Source organism: Malacoplasma iowae (genome assembly GCF_900660615.1).
In the GTDB taxonomy this organism is placed as follows: domain Bacteria; phylum Bacillota_I; class Bacilli_A; order Mycoplasmatales; family Mycoplasmoidaceae; genus Malacoplasma; species Malacoplasma iowae.
The window spans coordinates 169257-191261 of record NZ_LR215023.1; the positions used below are offsets into that span (position 1 = coordinate 169257).

Annotated in this window: 15 protein-coding genes; 14 read left to right on the plus strand and 1 reads right to left on the minus strand. The window is 25.7% G+C overall.

Features of this window, described 5'->3' with window-relative positions; all coding sequences use genetic code 4:
- Window positions 1-4 precede the first annotated feature (4 nt).
- The 3 genes from EXC57_RS00760 to EXC57_RS00770 all read left to right on the plus strand — a co-directional run bounded on the left by EXC57_RS00760 (window position 5) and on the right by EXC57_RS00770 (window position 5274).
- On the plus strand, window positions 5-1642 hold the full coding sequence (locus EXC57_RS00760) for a phospho-sugar mutase (protein ID WP_004025149.1): 1638 nt from the start codon (window positions 5-7) through the stop codon (window positions 1640-1642).
- A gap of 157 nt (window positions 1643-1799) precedes the next feature.
- Window positions 1800-3332 (plus strand): P35 family lipoprotein, encoded by a 1533-nt coding sequence (locus EXC57_RS00765; RefSeq protein ID WP_004025148.1) that lies wholly within the window; start codon window positions 1800-1802, stop codon window positions 3330-3332.
- A gap of 187 nt (window positions 3333-3519) precedes the next feature.
- Window positions 3520-5274 carry a hypothetical protein gene (locus EXC57_RS00770; protein WP_129692513.1) on the plus strand — a complete coding sequence of 585 codons (1755 nt, stop codon included), beginning with the start codon at window positions 3520-3522 and terminating at the stop codon, window positions 5272-5274.
- A 137-nt stretch (window positions 5275-5411) separates the two neighbouring features.
- Here the strand turns inward: EXC57_RS00770 and EXC57_RS00775 are convergent, their stop codons facing one another.
- A complete protein-coding gene (locus tag EXC57_RS00775) occupies window positions 5412-6386 on the minus strand; it encodes an IS30 family transposase (RefSeq protein ID WP_129692514.1) in 975 nt (324 codons plus the stop codon).
- Between the two features lie 380 nt (window positions 6387-6766).
- Here EXC57_RS00775 and EXC57_RS00780 point away from each other — a divergent pair, with 380 nt between their 5' ends.
- The 11 genes from EXC57_RS00780 to EXC57_RS00830 all read left to right on the plus strand — a co-directional run bounded on the left by EXC57_RS00780 (window position 6767) and on the right by EXC57_RS00830 (window position 21953).
- Window positions 6767-8575, plus strand: a complete 1809-nt coding sequence (locus EXC57_RS00780) for a hypothetical protein (RefSeq protein WP_036451655.1) — start codon at window positions 6767-6769, stop codon at window positions 8573-8575.
- A gap of 374 nt (window positions 8576-8949) precedes the next feature.
- Window positions 8950-10482 carry a P35 family lipoprotein gene (locus EXC57_RS00785; protein WP_165271525.1) on the plus strand — a complete coding sequence of 511 codons (1533 nt, stop codon included), beginning with the start codon at window positions 8950-8952 and terminating at the stop codon, window positions 10480-10482.
- A gap of 155 nt (window positions 10483-10637) precedes the next feature.
- Window positions 10638-12125 (plus strand): P35 family lipoprotein, encoded by a 1488-nt coding sequence (locus EXC57_RS00790; protein ID WP_004024636.1) that lies wholly within the window; start codon window positions 10638-10640, stop codon window positions 12123-12125.
- Window positions 12126-12296: 171 nt separating this feature from the next.
- On the plus strand, window positions 12297-13271 hold the full coding sequence (locus EXC57_RS00795) for an IS30 family transposase (RefSeq protein WP_129692514.1): 975 nt from the start codon (window positions 12297-12299) through the stop codon (window positions 13269-13271).
- A gap of 272 nt (window positions 13272-13543) precedes the next feature.
- Window positions 13544-15076, plus strand: a complete 1533-nt coding sequence (locus EXC57_RS00800; RefSeq protein ID WP_004025227.1) for a P35 family lipoprotein — start codon at window positions 13544-13546, stop codon at window positions 15074-15076.
- Window positions 15077-15382: 306 nt separating this feature from the next.
- Entirely contained in the window at window positions 15383-16144 is a 762-nt protein-coding gene (gene tpiA, locus EXC57_RS00805) for a triose-phosphate isomerase (RefSeq protein WP_004025226.1), read from the plus strand.
- 2 nt (window positions 16145-16146) lie between these two features.
- A complete protein-coding gene (gene gpmI, locus EXC57_RS00810; protein ID WP_004025225.1) occupies window positions 16147-17655 on the plus strand; it encodes a 2,3-bisphosphoglycerate-independent phosphoglycerate mutase in 1509 nt (502 codons plus the stop codon).
- A 70-nt stretch (window positions 17656-17725) separates the two neighbouring features.
- Window positions 17726-19075, plus strand: a complete 1350-nt coding sequence (gene eno / locus EXC57_RS00815; RefSeq protein ID WP_004025224.1) for a phosphopyruvate hydratase — start codon at window positions 17726-17728, stop codon at window positions 19073-19075.
- Window positions 19075-19368, plus strand: a complete 294-nt coding sequence (locus tag EXC57_RS00820; RefSeq protein ID WP_004025223.1) for a rhodanese-like domain-containing protein — start codon at window positions 19075-19077, stop codon at window positions 19366-19368. The genes eno and EXC57_RS00820 overlap by 1 nt, the downstream gene beginning before the upstream one ends.
- Before the next feature lie 193 nt (window positions 19369-19561).
- Window positions 19562-20764, plus strand: coding sequence for a DNA (cytosine-5-)-methyltransferase (gene dcm, locus EXC57_RS00825; RefSeq protein WP_004025222.1), 1203 nt, complete (start codon window positions 19562-19564; stop codon window positions 20762-20764).
- On the plus strand, window positions 20757-21953 hold the full coding sequence (locus EXC57_RS00830; RefSeq protein WP_004025221.1) for an MAG4270 family putative restriction endonuclease: 1197 nt from the start codon (window positions 20757-20759) through the stop codon (window positions 21951-21953). Before dcm ends, EXC57_RS00830 begins: the two co-directional genes overlap by 8 nt.
- Window positions 21954-22005: the final 52 nt, after the last annotated feature.

The following is a 22005-nucleotide window of genomic DNA, read 5'->3' on the forward strand; positions in this document are numbered from 1 at the left end:
AAATATGTATATTGAAAATAAATATTACTTACTTTGATTGAACTCGCCAAGACTTTCAAATGAAGCGAAAAATTATTTAACTAAAATGGATATTAACCAAATTGAAAGTAGTTTTACTGGACAAAAAATGAATTTTGGAACAGCAGGTATAAGACAGGAAATGGGACCTGGTACAAATAGAATGAATTCTTTTACATACCAACAAATGGCTGAAGGTTATGCAAAGTTTATATTAAATAGAAAGCCTGAAGGTGCTGTTGTTTTAATTGCTCATGATAATAGAAAAAATGCTGATATGTTTTCTATGGTTTGTGCAAAAGTTTTAACAAGTTTTGGTATTAGAGTTGTTATGTTTAAAGATAATCAAATGAAAGCAACTCCAATTGCATCTTATACAATTATTAGAAATGAGTATGATGGTGGAATTATCATCACTGCAAGCCATAACCCAAAAAACTATTCAGGTTTTAAAGTTTATAACAACACAGGTAAACAAATTTCAACTGAAGAAGCTGATGAAATTGTGTCATACATGCCTGAAAATGAAGAAATTTTAAATTTAAATTATCAACCTCAAAATGAACTAATTTCTTATCTTGATGAATCAATAGATGATGCTTATTTTTATGATGCTGTAGAATGTTTAATTAATACAGATCTTGAAAGTAAAAAATATATTCCTGTTGTTTATACTGCTCATCATGGAACAGCATCTATTGATTTTAAAAGGTTTATGGAATCTTTAAATTATGTTTCAATTATTCCAACTAAACAGCAATGTGTTCAAGATCCAAATTTTAGTTATTCACCAATAATGAATCCAGAAGAGCCAAAATCTTTTGAATTAGCAATTAAATATGCTGAGAAAGCGAAAGCTAATGTAATATTTGGATTAGACCCAGATTCTGATAGATTAGCAGTTGTTGTAAAACACAATAATGAATGGTATTTCTTATCTGGAAATGAAATGGGAATTATATATAGTTATTATGTTTTAAAAAATAAAGAATTTAACAGAACTCCTTTTATAGTTTCAACTTATGTATCAACTTTTTTAATTGATAAAATAGCTGAAGCTTTTAATGCAAAAGTTTATAGAACTGCAACAGGTTTTAAAAACATTGCAGAAGCAATAAATGAGCATTCTCCATATGAAGACTTTGTTGTAGGTTTTGAAGAAGCGATAGGTTCATTAAACTCAACAATTTGTAGAGATAAAGATGGTTTTCAAGCTGCTGCTCTTGCTTTAGAAATTATTACACATTGTAATGTTAAATCTATGACTTTAGTTGATTATCTTGAACAAGAAATTTATCCTCAATTTGGATATTGAAGTGGTGGTACTGTTTATTACACATTCAATAGTTTAAATTGAAGGGATGAAATGAATAATAAATTAAGATATTTATCATCACTTAAGGACATATATATTAATGGTTTTAAATTATTATCAAATACATTCAACAAGGAAGCAAGTGCTTTAGAATGAGAATTTGAAAATGGTGTTTGAATTAAATTTAGAATATCTGGTACAGAACCTAAATTTAAAGCTTATTTTAATGTTTATGGTACAGATAATGTTAATTCAAAAGAAAATTTAGTAGAATTCAAAAAAGCAATAAATGATTTAATGAGAAGATAAATTGGGTTTAAGCCCTTTTTTATTTTGAATATTTATAGATTAGTTTTTGTATGTTATTACAAAAACTTTTTTTATTTTTTTACCATTTAGACTTGCTTTTTTTTTTTTTTTTTTTGAGTATACTTTTTGTAAATTTTAAGGATAGGAAAAGAAAATTATGAAAAATAAAAAGACAAAATGGATTAAATTATTGTCAATTGGTGGGGCAGTAATGGCTATAGGTGCAGTCCCTGTAGCAATGACTGCTTGTGCTAAAAAATCAACAAGTCAAACTGTAACTAAAGTTACTCCAAAAATTAAATCTGATATTACAATAGTTGGAAAATTTTCAGATTTAGTTAGCACAACTGATGGTACAACAACTGACCAATTAATTAGTCAAGATTTGCAAAAAGATCTTAGTAAAGTTCTTGAAAATAGTAATGAAATTAAGGAAGCAAAAGTTACTTTCAATTCAAATTTAACTGATGAAGATAAGAAATTTAATGATGGAAAAACTGAATATAGCACTTGAAAAACAAGTGCATCACAAAATGTAGTTTATTATTCATCAACATCGCCACAATTAACTGTGAAATCTACAAAAGATTTAAATACACAAATTACTACTAATTTGAATGAAATTATGAAAAAAGCAGGTTTTGCTAGCTCAGAAAATAAAGATTTCAAATTAAATGATGTTAATAAAATTGGTGTTGATAAAGATATGTTACATGTAAGTGTTACTGCAACAGATAAAGGTGGTAAAAAAGCTAGTCCAACTGATGTTGATTTAGTAATACCAACATCTGATATAAATTTTGCACCAGATAAAGCAACTGTTGAAGTAAGTGGTACAAATGTTAATACAAAAAATCAACAAGTAACATTTAAATATGATGTCGGTATAGATTCAACAGTTAATTTTACTAAAACAACTATTGATTTAGATGCTGGTAAAAATATTACAAATGGAACAGATGTTTTAGAAGCATTGGGGTGAAAACAAGTTAGTGCTGCAAATAAACAATTATCAAGACATGCTCTAATAAGTACTTTTGTTGAAAAAGAAGGAACTGGAATTAGTGATATAAATTCTGAAAAAATGGGTAATGATATTGGTGTATTTAATTCTAAATTTACTAATTTTAAAGTTACAGAAACTGAAAAAAATAGTGGTTTATATAATTTAACAGTATCAGCTATTCCGAATGATGGTTATCAATGAGATGATGGTACTAAAGATCAAAAAGAACTAACAATAGCAACTAATGTTGATATTAATGTTAAAGATGCAGAAGTAACTGGTATAGAAAATTATAAAAAAACTGACCCATGAGGATTGGAAAGTTATACTAAAGGTCCTGAAAAATCTGACGAATTACAAACAATAAAAGATTTTTATAAAAATGAAAATAATGTTAATGATTTATTAAATTATGTAAATTTAAACGATAATGATAATGGTGGAATTTTAAATAGTACATATGGTAAACCTAGATTAAAAAATGTTCAATTTACATCCATAAAAGTTGAAAATATAGAATTGATAGCTAAAAGTCAAAAAGAAGATGAAAAACAAATTTTGATTCCTTTAGTTCTTTCTCCAATAAATTCTCATACATGAAAAGACTCATCTGAAAATACTAATATATGAGCAAAACCAGACACATATTTCTACGTAACAATTCCGTTCAAAACGGTTCAATAAATTTTGTAGTTTCATCATTAAAAATAAAAGAGAAGACAAAAATTCTCTTTTATTTTTTTGTTTAATTTTGATTATTTTATCCATTCATTTATTAATAAATATTAATAAATTTCCACTCTTTCAGACTTGCTTTTTTTTTTTTTTTTGAGTATACTTTTTGTAAATTTTAAGGATAGGAAAGAAAAATATGAAAATAAAATTACTAAAAACCATAGGTATAATTGGTTGTTTGGGTATTGTTGGAGCTACTCCAGTGATGCTAACATCTTGTAAAAAGAAAAGCACATCACAAAGCGCAACTATTACTCCACAATTAAAAACTAAAATAACTGGAGTTGGTGGATTAGATGAATTCATTACAACATCAAGTAAAGCAGATGATGTTAATAAAAATTTAAATGATGTATTAAATAATAATATGGAATCAGTTATTTCAAATTGAGAATCTATTCCTGAAAATGAAAGAAACAATATAAAAATAGATTCAACATTAAGCGGATGAGATAACACATCTTGAGGGGATAAAACATTTGATCAATGAAGTGAAGAAAATACATCTACTACAGTTCAATGAAAGGGTTCAAAAACTGAAGTTAACGATAAAGAAAAAGTTGATTTTAAATCTAATAAAGAATTAAAAGAATTTTTAAATAGTAATATAGTACAAATTTCAAAAAATGCTATTGATAATCTTGGAAATAAAAAACCAAGTTTAGCTGATGCTGATATTAAGGTAACTGAAAATGGAAATTTATTAGTTGCTATTAAAGTTACAGAAGGTGAAACAGAAGGTTCAAATAGATTAAAAAGAGATGTAAGTGCTACAACTACAAACTACACCCTATCTATTCCATCTGAACTAATAAACTTTGATCCAACTATTAATTTACAAGTTTCATATGGAAACAATCAATCGATATCTACAGAAGTGGTATTTAATTATACAGTTACAAGTTCATCATTAATTGAACAAACTTTTACAGAATCTGCTAATAAAAAGACTATAACATTAGCTGAAATGAGTCCAACTGAAAGTGATACTATTGGTTTATGAAAAACTGTTACAGATGAAGGAATTCTTAAAGCTCTTGGTTGATTAGATATCAATGAAAGTTTAGAAGAAGGGCACAAGGATGGTGATGGTATTGATGTTGGTTTATTAAAAGAAGATACAATAATTTCTGATCTTGGAATTGATGGCTTAACTAAAGAAAAATTACTTGGTATTGAAATTCAGATGGACCAAAGAGATATTTCTCAAACTAATTACAATGGAGAATATTCGATTTTGGTTTCAACAATCGGTGATAATTCAGAATCTGTAGATCTTAACTTAAGCTTTAATACTTACAAAATTGTTTCACAAAAAACTTCTAATAATACACAACACCCATTGCAAGTTAATGTTCCTAATGCATATTACACAGATAATGTTAAAAGTGGAACAGATACTAATCTTGTGACAAACATCAATTTAACAAAAGAAAATTTTAAAGGACAATTAAAATTAAAAGATACTAATGAATCTAATGCTGGTTCCACATTTATTAAAAGTAAATTCGAAAATAATTCAGCATCTTATAGAGAATTTATAAAAAAATTAGATGAGTCTGGATTAAATATGTTCAAATATGTTAATTTAGAATTTACAGATGTTGTTGTTTCAGAAGAAAACAATACAGACAAATCTAATGATAATACAAATGGAATGTATTCTGGAAATATTATAAAATTAAAAGTTACTACAAAAAAAGGTTTCAGTTTCAAGAAATCATTTACAAATAATAGTATACAATATAACAAAAACACAAGCGGCGATTTATTTTTATACATTAGTTTTACTTACAAAAATCAAGCTAACTATGCAAACTCGTCAATAACATTTGGTCCAAATGTTGATGGAGGCGGAGATTTTCAATTCATACCGAACAGTAATAAATAATTATTTTTGATAAATATAAAAACACCACAATGCAAGTTTCATAGTGGTGTTTTTATCCCTAACTGACATGTGAAGTGCAACACTTCAATGTTACATTAAACTCTCGACTTTGAAATATAAGTTGAGAGTTTTTTGTTTTAAATATTTTCTTGATACATTTGGTAAGCTGTTTTATAACCAAACATTTTTCTTGGGATGTTGTTTACTTTTCATTCAAGAGTTTTTATTTTATCTTCACTTACTAAACTGAAGTCAGTTCCTTTTTTATATCATCTTCTAACTATCCCATTTATGTTCTCGTTGGACCCTCTTTGGAATGAAGAATAAGGTTGGCAATAATAAACTTTAAAGTTGAATTGTTTTGCAGTTATTCCCATCATTTGAAACTCTAACCCATTATCAACAGTGATGCTTTTTATTGGGAGTTTTTCATCTCGAATAATGGTATACATTTTAGCCATCATTGATCTAGCGTTTTTACCTTTTATTTTTCTAATAATTGCCAACCTTGTTTTTCTTTCTACTAATGTTAATAAGTGGTAATAACCACTTTGCCTTTTACTAACTATTAGATCAGCTTCTCAATGTCCAAATTCTTTTCTTTTGTTTATCTTTTCTGGTCTTAGACTATAAGGAATGCAGTATTTTCCATCAATTTTAGAAAATATACCTATTTTTCTTCTTTTTCCTTTAACATATTTTCTTCTTAAACAATCTCTTCTTTGTATCTTTCAAATCTTGCTATTGATTCATCTAAATACTTGCCTAGCACTTGGAACTTTAACTAATGGATAGTTTTCTTTTATTCAAAAAATTGTAGCTTCTACACCATGAGATTTAGGATTAAATTTTTGAATAAAAAGATCTGTGAAGTTTTTGTACTTCAACATAAAAAACATATGACAATTTGATTTTCTTCTAATGTATTTTTTGTGAGCATTTGATGAATAATAAATTCCTGTTGAAGATGTGTTTCTTTTTAATTCTCTTGATATTGTTGATTTGTTTTTATTTAAGATTTTTGCAATCTTATTCATAGAATATTTTTCTTTATTTCAAAGAAAATAAATTAAGCATCTTTCTTCTTTTGTTAAATGTTTATAAGTTTTCATAAGCACTCCTAATATTCATTATCTTTTTATTAGTGAACACTTACAAACAAAACAAATGAAGTGCACACTCTTTTTCGAGTGTTGCACTTCACATGTCAGTCGAGCATAAAAACACCACAATGCAAGTTTCATAGTGGTGTTTTTATATTTATCATTTTCACTTATTTAAAAAACTTTATATCTAAAGATAATAATAAAAAGTTTAAATTAATGTATTTATAATAAATAATTTTTTCGATTAAAAATCAATTAATTTTTGATTATTTTATCCCTTCATTTATTAATAAATATTAATAAATTTTTACTCTTTCAGACTTGCTTTTTTTTTTTTTTTTTTTGAGTATACTTTTTGTAAATTTTTAAGGATAGGAAAGAAAAATATGAAAATAAAATTACTAAAAACCATAGGTATAATTGGTTGTTTAGGTATTGTTGGAGCTACTCCAGTGATGCTAACATCATGTAAAAAGAAAAGCACATCGCAAAGTGCAACTGTTACTCCACAATTGAAAAAATCAATTAGTGGAATTGGAAGTTTAGATGAATTCATTACTACATCAAGTAAAGCAAATGATGTTAACACTAATGTTAAATTTGTTTTGAATTCTAACAAAGAATCAGTTATTGCTAACTGAGTATGTATTCCAGAGAGTGAAAGAAATAATATAAATTTAGATACTAGCTTAGTTGGGTGAGATAATGACAATTGAGGTTCAATGTCTTTTGATGATTGAAATAAAACAAGTCAATCTACAAAAGTTGAATGAAAAGGTTCTAAAGATTCAGCAAATTCAAATGAAAAATTAGAATTTAAATCAAATAAAGAATTAAGAGATTTTTTAAACTCTAATATAGAAAAAATTTCAAAAAATGCAATAACAAATCTTGGTGATAAAAAAGCAAGTTTAGCTGATGCTGATATTAAGGTTGATGAGAATGGAAATTTATTAGTTGCGATTAAAACAGAAGAGGCTACAAAAACTAATATAGATAGATCAAAGAGGGATGTTAAAACTACTACTACAAACTATACTCTATCTATCCCATCTAATGTAATTAACTTTAATCCAACTATTAATCTAAAGGCTTCATTTGGCAATAATCAATCTACATCAGCAGAAGTTGTGTTCACTTATACTGTTACAAGCACACCTTTAATTGAACAAACTTTTGCAACAAATGCTAATAATAAAAAAGCAATAACATTAGCAGAAATGGCAACCTCTGATAGTGATTCTATTGGATTGTGAAAAACAGTTACAGATGAAGGAATTCTTAAAGCTTTAGGTTGATTAGATAGTAATAAAAGTTTAGAAGAAGGTCATGTTGATGGTGATGGCATTGATTCAACATTATTAAAAGAAGACACAATAATTTCTGATCTTGGAATCGATGGCTTAACTAAAGAAAAATTACTTGGTATTCAAATTGAAATGAAACAAAGAGATGTTTCCAAAACAGATTACAATGGAGAATATAATATAATAGTTTCTACAACTTTGAATAATGGACAAAATACAGATCTAAATTTGAATTTCAACACATATAAAATTGTTTCTCAAAAATCAGAAAGCGAAATGCAACATCCATTACAAGTTAATGTTCCGAATGCATACTATATAGATAGCTACATTGGTCAACAAAATGATGGATCTCAATATAGAACTGTTTTAGATTTGACTATTGGTTCAGAAAATAATTTATTATCAACTCCTTTTAAAATTGCAGGTAAAAATGTTGAAAATGGTTCAAATAACAACAACAATAAATATATTGAAGATAATTTCAAAAACCAAACAATACTAAATGCTTTTATTAAACATGTTAATAATCAAATTAATCAATCTAAACATTTTAACTTATTAAATGGTTTTGATTTAAAATTGTCAGAAACAAATGGAATAGTTCACAGAGGGGAAACTAATCAAACAGGTAATTTTATAAGTGGATATGAAAAAGTCATTACATTAGAACTAACATTGAGAAAAGGTTTCACATATGTGAAAAAATCTTTAGATAATTTTGCTATAAGTCAGTCAAATAAAACTATTAAATTATCTAATAGTTCTATAAGCAATAAGAAAATTTCTTTTGGATTTAGTTTTTCATCTCAAACAGACAACACAAAGACGTTAAATTTGGACAATTTAATAAGCATTTCAGAATATGAGACTCAATTAAAAATGTAATTGTATAAACAATTTTGAATTGCTAAAAAAACAATTTAAAAACAAAAAACAATATTATTTGTAATTAACACATTAGTTAACAAACAAAACCCACAATTTTTGCGGGTTTTGTTTGTTTTAAATACATAACAAAAATCTAAAAATAAAAGCATAATGTTTGATTTCTTTTTTAGAAAAATAATTTTTACTCTATTTTAAATATTAAAAATTTTTAAGCAAAAAACAATAGCCAAATTTTTTAAATGGTTTCATATTATAAAAAAATAAAACTTATTTTTAATAATTTATTTTTGTTTTTTATCATTTAGACTTGCTTTTTTTTTTTTTTTTTTTGAGTATACTTTTTGTAAATTTTAAGGATAGGAAAGAAAATTATGAAAAATAAAAAGACAAAATGGATTAGATTATTGTCGATTGGTGGGGCGGTAATGGCTATAGGTTCAGTCCCTATAGCAATGACAGCTTGTGCTAAAAAATTGACAAGTCAAACTGTAACCAAAGTTACTCCAAAAATTAAATCTGATATCAAAATAGTCGGCAAATTTTCAGATTTGGTTAGTGCAGATGTAGGCACAACAACTGATCAACTAATTAGCCAAGATTTGCAAAAAGATATTAGCAAAGTTGTTGATAATAGTGACCAATTAAGTGGTGCAAAAGTTACATTTAATTCAAATTTAACTGATAATGATAAGAAGTTTAATGATGGAACAAAGAATTATAATGATTGAAAATTGTCAGCTTCCTCTAATATAGTTTATTATTCATCAAATTCCCCACAATTAAATGTAAAATCTACGAAAGATTTAAATGTACAAATTACTAGTAGTTTAAATGAAATAATGAAAAATGCAGGTTTTACTAATGCATCAACTAAAGATTTTAAATTAAATGGTAGTAATAAAATTGGTATTGATAATGATAAGCTACATGTAAGTGTTACCGCAACAGATAAAGGTGTTGGAAAAGCTGGTTCAACTGAAATTGATTTAGTAATACCAACATCTGATATAAATTTTGCACCTGAAAAAGCAACTGTTGAAATAAGTGGTACAAATGTAGATACAAAAAAACAACAAGTAACATTTAAATATGATGTTGGTATAGATTCATCAGTTAACTATACATTGAATAAATTAGATTTAAATGAAGGAAAGAAAATTGAAAATAATATTGATGTTTTAGAAGTATTAGGTTGAAAACAGGTTCAAGCTACAGATAAACAATTATCAAGACATGCTTTAGTGAGTACTTTTGTTGAAAAAGAAGGAACTGGAACTAATGACATAAATTCTCAGAAAATGGGTAATGATATTGGGGTGTTTAATTCTAAATTTACTAATTTTCAAGTTACTGAAACTCAAAGTGGAAGTGGTTTATATAATTTAACAGTAACTGCAACTCCAAATGATGGTTATCAATGAGATGATGGTACTAAAGATCAAAAAGAACTGAAAATAGCAACTAATGTTGATATTAATGTTAAAGATGCTAGTGTTGATAAAAGCGTAAAAAATAATATGAAAAAAGAAGCCTGAGGACTTGACGCTTATGATAAAAGTCCTAATGAAAGTGACTTAGAAAAGATAAAAGAATTCTTTAAAGTTCAAGAAAATGCTAATTATTTATTAAGTTATGCTAATGGAAAAGAGGCTGGAAAAGAAGGTGTTTTGAATAGCCGTTTTGGAAGTACAACTTTACTCAATGTTGAATTTACATCTATAAAAGTTGAAAACATAGAAATAGTTGATAAAAAAACAAAAGCAAATGAAAAACAAATTTTGATACCTTTAGTTCTTTCTCCAATAAATTCTCATACATGAAAAGACAATTCTGAAAGCACTAATATATGAGTAAAATCAGACACATATTTTTATGTAACTATCCCAATTGGAAATGCCAAATAATATTTATACACACAACAAAAAAATAAAAGAAAAAGAAAAATTTTCTTTTATTTTTTTGTTTAATTTTGATAATTTTTTCTTTGTTTAGACTTGCTTTTTTTTTTTTTTTTTTTGAGTATACTTTTTGTAAATTTTAAGGATAGTGAAAGAAAAATATGAAAAATAAAAAGACAAAATTAATTAGATTATTAACAATTGGTGGAGCTGTAATGGCAATGGGCGCAGTCCCTATAGTAATGACAGCTTGTGCTAAAAAAACTAATTCAAATAATGATTCTGTGTCAACTTTTGTTCCTCAACTTAATACTAGTAATATAAAAGTTCATGGTGATTTAAAAGAGCTAGTTGATGGAAATGTTGATGAAATTTTATCTAATTTAGTATCAAAAAACAATGTATTAAAAACTATTGTTACTAATGCAGATGAATACAATGGAGGAGATTTAACTAATATAACTGCAAATGTTGAAGTTAAAAAAAGTGAAAACGGTGAAAACAATTGAGGAACTCAAGAGTATAGTTCTTGAAAGTCGGGAACTACACCTATTTACTATAGTATTAATTTAGACAATATTACAGTTAAAAATAAAAATGAGTTATATACAAAATTAACTGAAAACAACCAATTAAATAAAATATTTGAAGCATCTGGTGTTAGTGTTTCAAATAAAACTCTATCAATAGTTACAGACACTGATGTTTCACTAGAAGGCGATTTGTTACATGTTAATGTTGAAGTAAAAGAAGATGCTGAAAGTACAATGAAATATGACCTTAGAATACCAGCATCTGATATTAACTATACTCCAGATATTAAATCAGTAACTTTTGAAGGTGAAAATGTTAAAACTACAGTTGTTGAAGGTTCAAAAACAAAAATTACTTTTGATGCAGGAATAGATTCTACTGTGAGCAACCAATTGTTAAATACAATTGATTTTAAAAGCGAAGTTAATTCAGACGATCAAATAACAACTCAAAAAATTTTAGATAAACTTAATTTCACAATGACTCAATCTGATCCAGAGAAAATAATAAAAAGTTCTGCACAAAAAACACTATTAACTAATAATTCATTAGATATTCAAGATGCTGTTACTGAAAATTTAAATAGTGAAAAAATTGGTGAAGCTTTAGGTGTGTTTAACACAGAATTTAAAAGTGTTTCTATCACAAAAGCTCATGAAACATATGATGGTCAATATAAATTAACAGCAATTGGTTCTCCAAAAGATGGTCACACATGAATAGATGGAACTACAGAAGAAAAGAGTTTTGAATTTAATGGTATTAGAACTACTTATCAAGGCTCAACTTGAAAGAGCGCAGCTGCTGTTAATAACGGCATATCAAATTTTGATATTGGAAAAAAAGCTGATAAAGAAAGTTTTGATGCATATTTTACTGACAAAACTAATCAAGATAATTTTGCCAAAATGATATATAGTATGCTTAAATCAGCAAATGAACAATCTGGTATGCAAAATGTACATGTTGTATATTTAAGTTCAACATGAACATCTGAAACTAATTCCGTTGTTAGAGTTGGTTTTAGAACAAATGAAGGGTATTCATGAGTTACTGATAAAGACGACAAAAAATCAGAATTTAATGTAAAAATTAATTCATTTAAAATGTATTAAAATAGATGTTTTTTAAAATTTAAACTAGGACATTAAATGGGACAAAACCATTTTGATGTCCTAGTTGCTCGACTGACATGTGAAGTGCAACACTCGAAAAAGAGTGTGCACTTCATTTGTTTTGTTTGTAAGTGTTCACTAATAAAAAGATAATGAATATTAGGAGTGCTTATGAAAACTTATAAACATTTAACAAAAGAAGAAAGATGCTTAATTTATTTTCTTTGAAATAAAGAAAAATATTCTATGAATAAGATTGCAAAAATCTTAAATAAAAACAAATCAACAATATCAAGAGAATTAAAAAGAAACACATCTTCAACAGGAATTTATTATTCATCAAATGCTCACAAAAAATACATTAGAAGAAAATCAAATTGTCATATGTTTTTTATGTTGAAGTACAAAAACTTCACAGATCTTTTTATTCAAAAATTTAATCCTAAATCTCATGGTGTAGAAGCTACAATTTTTTGAATAAAAGAAAACTATCCATTAGTTAAAGTTCCAAGTGCTAGGCAAGTATTTAGATGAATCAATAGCAAGATTTGAAAGATACAAAGAAGAGATTGTTTAAGAAGAAAATATGTTAAAGGAAAAAGAAGAAAAATAGGTATATTTTCTAAAATTGATGGAAAATACTGCATTCCTTATAGTCTAAGACCAGAAAAGATAAACAAAAGAAAAGAATTTGGACATTGAGAAGCTGATCTAATAGTTAGTAAAAGGCAAAGTGGTTATTACCACTTATTAACATTAGTAGAAAGAAAAACAAGGTTGGCAATTATTAGAAAAATAAAAGGTAAAAACGCTAGATCAATGATGGCTAAAATGTATACCATTATTCGAGATGAAAAACTCCCAATAAAAAGCATCACTGTTGATAATGGGTTAGAGTTTCAAATGATGGGAATAACTGCAAAACAATTCAACTTTAAAGTTTATTATTGCCAACCTTATTCTTCATTCCAAAGAGGGTCCAACGAGAACATAAATGGGATAGTTAGAAGATGATATAAAAAAGGAACTGACTTCAGTTTAGTAAGTGAAGATAAAATAAAAACTCTTGAATGAAAAGTAAACAACATCCCAAGAAAAATGTTTGGTTATAAAACAGCTTACCAAATGTATCAAGAAAATATTTAAAACAAAAAACTCTCAACTTATATTTCAAAGTCGAGAGTTTAATGTAACATTGAAGTGTTGCACTTCACATGTCAGTTAGGGAACTAGGACATTAAATGGGACAAAACCATTTTGATGTCCTAGTTTACTCTTTTATTTTTATTAAATTTATGGTTTTTTATTTCTAGAATTTTTAACAAACATTAATATTTTTTTTACCATTTAGACTTGCTTTTTTTTTTTTTTTTTTTGAGTATACTTTTTGTAAATTTTAAGGATAGGAAAATAGAAATATGAAAAATAAAAAGACAAAATTTATTAAGTTATTGTCAATTGGAGGAGCTTTTATGGCTATAGGTGCAGTGCCTATAGCAATGACAGCTTGTGCTAAAAAATCAGCAAGTCAAACTGTAACTAAAGTTACTCCAAAAATTAAATCTGATATTACATTAGTTGGAAAATTTTCAGATTTAGTTAGTGTAGATGCAGACATGTCAACTGATCAACTAATTAGCAAAGATTTGCAAGAAGATCTTAGCAAAGTTGTTGATAATAGTGAACAATTAAATGGCGCAAAAGTTACATTTAACTCAAATTTATCCGAAGAAGATAAGAAGTTCAATGATGGAACAAAAGATTATAGTGAATGAAAAGTAAGCGCATCATCTAATGTGGTTTATTATTCGTCAACATCTCCACAATTAAATGTAAAATCAACAAAAGATTTAAATACACAGATTACTACTAATTTGGATGAGATAATTAAGAAAACAGGTTTTACTGATGCATCAACTAAAGATTTTAAATTAAATGGTAGTAATAAAATTGGTATTGATAATGATAAGCTACATGTAAGTGTTACTGCGACAGATAAAGGTGCTGGAAAAGCTGAACCAACTGAAATTGATTTAGTAATACCAACATCAGATATTAATTTCACACCAGAAAAATCAACAGTTGAAATAAGTGGCACAAATGTTGATACAAAAAAACAACAAGTAACATTTAAATATGATGTCGGTATAGATTCAACAGTTAATTACACTAAAACAACTATTGATTTAGAAGCTGGTAAAGATATTACAAATGGGACTGATGTTTTGGAAGCATTAGGATGAAATAAAGCTGCTAGCGTTCAAAGTAAACAATTATCAAGAAATGCTTTAATGAGTACTTTTGCTGGTGGACAAAAAGCTGGAACAGATGACATAGATTCTCAGAAAATGGGTAATGATATTGGTGTATTTAATTCTAAATTTACTAATTTTCAAGTTATTGAAACTGAAAAAGGAAGTGGTTTATATAATCTAACAGTATCAGCTACTCCAAATGAAGGATACTTATGAGATGATGGTACTAACACAACTAAAAATTTAACAATAGCTAGTAATGTAGATATTAATGTTAAAGATGCAGAAGTTACTAGTGCAGTAACTAATAATGTGGAGAGTAGTCCATGAGGACTTAATATGTATAACAAAGGTCCTAGTGGAAATGAAATAGAAACAATAAAAACATTTTTTAAAACTCAAAATAATATTAATGATTTATTAAATTATGTAAATAATGACTCAACTAATGGAATTATAAATACAACATATGGAAAACAAAATTTAATAAATGTAGAATTTACATCTATAAAAGCTGACAATATAAAGTTAATTGATAAAAAAGCTAAAACTAAAGCAGGAGAAAAAGAAATACTGATACCATTAGTTTTATCTCCAAAGAACTCACATACATGAAAAGATTCAAGTGCATCTAACATTTGAACAAAAGATAGTACATATTTTTATGTGACAATACCAACAAAAGTTGCTGCTTAAACAAATTAAATATTAATCTTAACAAAAGAGCATTTATTTGCTCTTTTTATTTTTTTATGTATTTGTTTTTAAAAAAATAAAGTCTTAAATTAATTTTTTTTGGTTTAGTTTTGCATAATATATTTATTTACCATAAATACATACACATAGTTTATAAACGTAACTAAAAACTTTTTAATTATTTATTTATAAATGTAAAATTAATTTGTGAATATATAAATTATTAAGTTTATTTATATTCCATTTTATGTAAATATTCATTTTTATATTTTATTAAACATTCACATTAATTTTAGGAGAAACATAATGAATAATGTAATTATTGGAAACTGAAAAATGTTTAAAACTTTAGAAGATATTAAGAAATTTAAAAAAGAATTTTATGCTGAAATTAAGAAACAAAAACCAATTGTTGAGTATGGAATCGCTGTACCATCAATTTATTTATTAGAAGCAAAAAAAATATTTAAAAAAGATAAAAAAATGCACATATATGCACAAGATGCTCATTATAAAAATGAAGGTGCTTTCACTGGTAATATATCTTATACTCAATTAATAGATTGTAATATTGAGGGTAGTATTATTGGTCACTCTGAAAGAAGAGAAATGTTTAATGATACTGATGAAACAATTAATTTAAAAACAAAAACTTTATTAGAAAATGATTTAACTGTTATTTTATGTGTTGGTGAAAGCTTACAAACATATGAAAAAAAGAAATCAGTAGAATTTGTTTTAGATCAAATAAAAAAAGATCTTAAAGATATAGATAAAAACTTGTTAAAAAAATTAATAATAGCTTATGAACCAATTTGAGCAATTGGTACTGGTAAAGTTCCAACTGTTGAAGAAGTTGATAACATGTTATTAAAAATAAGAAATGAAATTGAAAAATTATATGATAGTGAATCTGCAAATAACATTAAGATTCAATATGGTGGTAGTGTTAATTTAAAAAATGTTAAGGATTTTATGAAAGCTGCCAATGTTAATGGTGCGCTAGTTGGATCAGCATCACTTGATGGAAAAAATTTTGCAGAACTTTTAATTAATGGAGGAAAATAATAATGAAAAAACCAATTGTATTAGCTATACTTGATGGTTATGGTCATCTTAATAAAAATAAAGGTAATGCAATTTTTAATGCAAAAACTCCTTGTATGGATATGTTAATTAAAGAATACCCAAATTTATTATTACAAGCTTCGGGAAAATATGTTGGTTTACCAGAAGGACAAATAGGTAATTCTGAGGTTGGACACTTAAACATAGGAGCAGGAAGAATTGTTTACACTGGATTATCTTTAATTAATAAAGACATAGAAGAAGATAATTTTAAAAATAACGAAGTACTTAATGAAGCTTTTGAATTTGTTAAAAAAAATAATTCTACACTTCACATAATGGGGTTATTATCTCCTGGTGGTGTGCACTCAAATCAATTGCACATTTTTAAAATTATAGAAGCTGCATCAAAAAACAATTTAATTCCAGTGGTTCATATTTTTGGTGATGGTAGAGACGTTGAACCTAAATCAATTAAAAATTACATCATTTCATTAAATGATGTTTTAAAAACATATGGTGGAAAAATTGGGACTATTTCTGGAAGATTTTATGCAATGGATAGAGATAAAAGATTTGAAAGAACAGAACTTGCATACAAAACTTTATTAGGCGACAATAACAATTTTTATGAAGATGCTTTAAATTATATTGATAGTCAATATGATCAAAATATAACAGATGAATTTTTAGTTCCAGCAACTAAAAAAGATCAAAGTGTTTATATTAAAGATAATGATGCAATTATATTTGCTAATTTTAGACCTGATAGAGCAAGACAATTATCACATTTATTTATAGGTTCACAATTGTATCAAGAAAAACCTTATAAGAGTTTAAATAATATTTATTTTGCTACTATGATGAATTATGAAGGTATTGAACCTAGCGGTGTTTTATACCCAACAGTTGTTTTAAAAAACACAATTGGTGAAATTTTTGAGAAAAATAATATTAAACAATTAAGAATTGCTGAAACTGAAAAATATGCTCATGTTACTTTCTTTATGGATGGTGGTGCTGAAATAAGTTTTAAAAATGAAGATAAAATACTTATTCCATCTCCAAAAGTTACAACTTACGATTTAGCACCTAATATGTCAGCTATTGAAATAACTGATAAATTATTAACAGTTGTTGATCAATATGATGCTGTTATATTAAATTATGCTAATGCTGACATGGTGGGTCATACTGGGGATTATCAAAAAACTGTTGAATCAATTGAATGTTTAGATAAACAAATAGAAAGATTGTACAAAAAAGTTAAAGAACTTAATGGTACATTATTCATAACAGCAGATCATGGAAATGCAGAAGAGATGATAGATGATAATGGTAATAAAATTACTAAACATACAACAAACCCAGTGCCATTTATAATTACAGACAAAAACATAAAATTAAATGATGTTGATGCTAATCTTTCAAATATTGCACCAACAATTTTAGAGTATATGAATATTGATATTCCAAGTGAGATGACATCAAAATCATTATTAAAAAAATAATAACTTGTTTTAGAATTATATATGTTAGTAAAAACTATAATTAGTTTTTAATATATTTAAGGAGAATAAAATGTTTAATAAATTTAAAATTACTAAAATTGAGGCTTATGAGGTTTTAGATTCGAGAGGATTCCCAACAGTTGCTTGTAAAGTTTACTGTGGTGATATTTTTGGAAAAGCTATGGTTCCATCAGGTGCTTCAACTGGAGAAAGAGAAGCTGTTGAATTAAGAGATGGAGACAAAACAAGATATGGTGGTAAAGGAGTATTAACTGCTGTTAAAAACGTTAATGAAATCATTGCTCCTGCATTATTAAAAAAAGACTGTAGAAACCAAACTGAAATTGATGAAATAATGATTAAACTAGATGGTACACCAAATAAAGCAAAACTTGGTGCTAACGCTATTTTATCTGTTTCACTTGCAGTTGCTAAACTTGCTGCAATTTTAAGTAGAAAACCATTGTACAAATACATTAAAGAAAACATGCTAAATGAAACAAATGGAAAATATATTATGCCTGTTCCAATGTTAAATGTTATTAATGGTGGTGCACATGCTGATAACACAATTGATTTCCAAGAATTTATGTTTATGCCAGTAGGTGCTAAATCAATTACAGAAGCTTGTAGAATTGCATCTGAATGTTTCCATGCTTTACAAAGCATTCTTAAATCAAAAAAACTTAACACTAACAAAGGTGATGAAGGTGGTTTTGCACCAGATTTAAAAGATGCTGATCAAGCATTAAAATTAATGGTTGAAGCTGTTGAAAAAGCTGGATACAAAGCTGGTATTGATAAAGATGTTGCATTTGCTTTAGACCCAGCAACTTCTGAATTATATGATAATAACAAAAAAGTTTATGTATTTGATAAAGCTATTAAAGCTAAAATATTAGATGCTAAAAAGGGTACAAAAACTTCAGAAGAAATGATTGAATATTGAAATAAAGAATGTGAAAAATACCCAATTATTTCTATTGAAGATGGTTTAGCTGAAAATGATTGAGACGGATTTGCTTTAATGGTTCAAAAAATGGGTAACAAAGTCCAAATAGTTGGTGATGATTTATTTTGTACAAATCCTGAAATCACTAAAAATGGAATTGAGAAAAAAGTTGCAAATTCTGTATTAATTAAAGTTAACCAAATTGGTACTTTAACAGAAACAATTAAAACAATTAAATTAGCGCACGATGCTGGATGAACAGCTGTTGTTTCACATAGATCTGGAGAAACTGAAGATACAACTATTGCTGATATTGTTGTTGGTATGGGTACTGGACAAATTAAAACAGGTTCTATGTCAAGATCTGAAAGAATAGCTAAATATAACAGATTAATTGAAATTGAAAACGAATTAGGTTCTAATGCTGTTTATTTAGGTCTAAATGCTTTCAAAAATTTCAAAAAATAATGAAAAACATTACATGAAAATCAGTTCTTGAAAAACAAAATAAAGATAATGTAATTGTTGATATTAGAGATAAAGAAACATTTGATCAATTAAAAATCAACAATGATGTTATTAACTTAAATAAAGATATGATTGATAACAACCAAATCAATTTAGATAAATCTAAGAAATATTATATTTATTGTAATAGAGGAATGAAGTCAAAAGAGATAACTGAAAAGTTATCTAAAATGGGATATGATACTTCTAATATTGAAGGTGGTTATCAAGAATATATAAAAAACAAAAAATAGGGAAAATGCTACATTAATTTGTAGCATTTTTTATTGTCTTCAAAGTGTTTGTAATGAATGTATAATACGATTTGTTGGTAGAGTAAACCCTTTTTATCTCTACCAGAATTATTGTATTTAATCCTTTTAGATTAAATTAATACAGCAAAAATAACTAAATAATAAATAAACAAATAAATGTAGGTATTATAGTATGAAAAATGGTAGAGATAAAAAGGGTTTTGTTAACCAAATAAAAATCTTTGAGGCTTTTGCTGGAATTGGATCTCAATATTTAGCTTTAAAAAATATTGCTTCAAAAAAAGGATGGCAAATTAAATCTGTTGGATATATAGAATGATTTGTTAATGCTATAGTTGCATATGAATTATTGCATAATAATTTTGAAAAACTTGAAAAAGAAACCTTTAAAGATATAGACAATGTTTGTGTTTCGTTTGATTCTAAAACACCTGCATTAAATAAAAGTAAATTGGTTAATAGTAATTTAGGTTATCTTTTAAATAAATCAAATGTTGTTTCTAAAAATCTTTTTGATATATCAAAAGTTGACTATCAATCAATTCCAAAAAATATTGATATTTTTACTTATTCTTTTCCTTGTCAAGATTTAAGTCACCAAGGCAAACAAAAAGGTATGAATCAAGAAAATAAAACTAGAAGTAGTTTATTGTGAGAAGTCAAAAGGTTGTTATCAGATATGAATAAAAAGCTTAACATTAGTGAATTGCCAAAATATTTATTAATGGAAAATGTTGTTGCTATTAAAAATAAAAAACATATTCAAGAATATAAAAAATGAATAGAAGAACTTGAAAATTTAAATTATGTTTCTTATGAATATGAATTAGATTCTAAAAACTTTAATGTACCTCAATCAAGAAAAAGAATATTTTTATTGTCTATTAGAAAAGATTTTAAAAATAAGATTAATTTTGAATTTGATAAAAATCTTAATAATAAAGTAAATAAAAATTATTTGCCATTATCAACAATAGTATCTAATGACTTACCATATGATGATAGTTTAATTAAATATAATTTATCATCATTTAAACAAATAAATAATACTAACAAAGCATCACTTATTAACTACACTAATTTTAATTCTGAAAATTATGTTTATGATGTTAATTTTTGTGGACCTACACTTACAGCATCTGGAGCTTTAAGCAGAATAAAACTATATTTTGAAAATAAAAAAATAAGATATATGACAGCAGAAGAATCTTTTTTATATATGGGTTTTAATAAGCAAGATTATTTAAAAATCAAAAAACATAATATTTTATCTGATAGACAATTAATTTTTATTATGGGTAACTCAATAGTAGTTAATGTACTAGAAGCAATTTTTTCTACATTAAAATTCGAAGGTGATGATAAACATGAATAAAAATTATGTAATGCTTGTTGTTCCCTTTGTTACTAAAAATTATAAATCATCAAAAGAAAATGTTCATAAAGTAAAAGGCAAATGTAACTTTGTTATTTTTTTAAAAGATAAGTCAATAGTAAAACAATTTATAGAATTAGAAGAAGCAAATTATCGAGTTACTGATTGCGATATGATAAAAACAGTTGGTTATTGAAATAATAAAGATGTAAGATTTTTTAGAAAAACTTTTATAAAAAATGATAAACCAAAAAAAGAAAAAAGATTTGAAAGTTTAAACAATAAAGAAATTGAATCTATAAATTATTTTTTCAAAAATGAATCTAATACAACAGTATTAAAACAATTAAGTTATTTAAGTGGTAGTAATGCTTCTGGAGCTGAAAAAAATTCAAAAGCTACACCATTAAAATGCATAGATAAAAACTACTTATCTTTTAATTTTTATAACCCATTAAAAAAATATAAAATTAATAATCATCTTTTTAAATCAGATTTTAATTTTGATTCCATTAAAATTATTAGTTTATCAGATGTTATAAATTCCAATCAGTATTTGGAAAATTTTAAAGAAGAATTTTATAAATATAATTGAATGTATATTAATTTACTAGAAGATGAAGAAACTATTGTTAATTTAAATAAAAAAATATCATTATTAAAATCTAATAATGATAAACAAAAAAATGTTGAAAAATTATTTTTAACAAAAGTAAATGATATATATGACCTTTATAATAAAAAATTTTATAACGATAGCAATGAATATAAAAGACAATTAAGATCTATTTATAAATCATGAACCTCGTATCTTGTTTCTATTGATAAATTAAAAGATGTATCACAAAACAAATATGTATCAACTGAAGTGATTGAAGCTGCACATATTATAGGTTTTTCATTTTTAATTTCATCTAATAATATAAACAATTGAAAATTAGCTGTTAATGGGAATAATGTTATTTTTATAGAATCAAACTTTCATAAAATGTTTGATAAAAATATAATCACATTTAATCCAAACAATAGAAAAATTGTTATTAACGAAAACTATCCTGAAAAAAAGTATATTGAAAAAACTATTTCTGTTGATGAAATTTTTTTAATTAATGAGTTAAGTGATGAACAAATAAAAAACTTAGAAATCAATTTTAATTATTGATTAAAAAATAATAAAAATATGAATTAGAAAAATAAATATAAAATTTTATTATATACTATTAAAATAAATTTTAATCAAC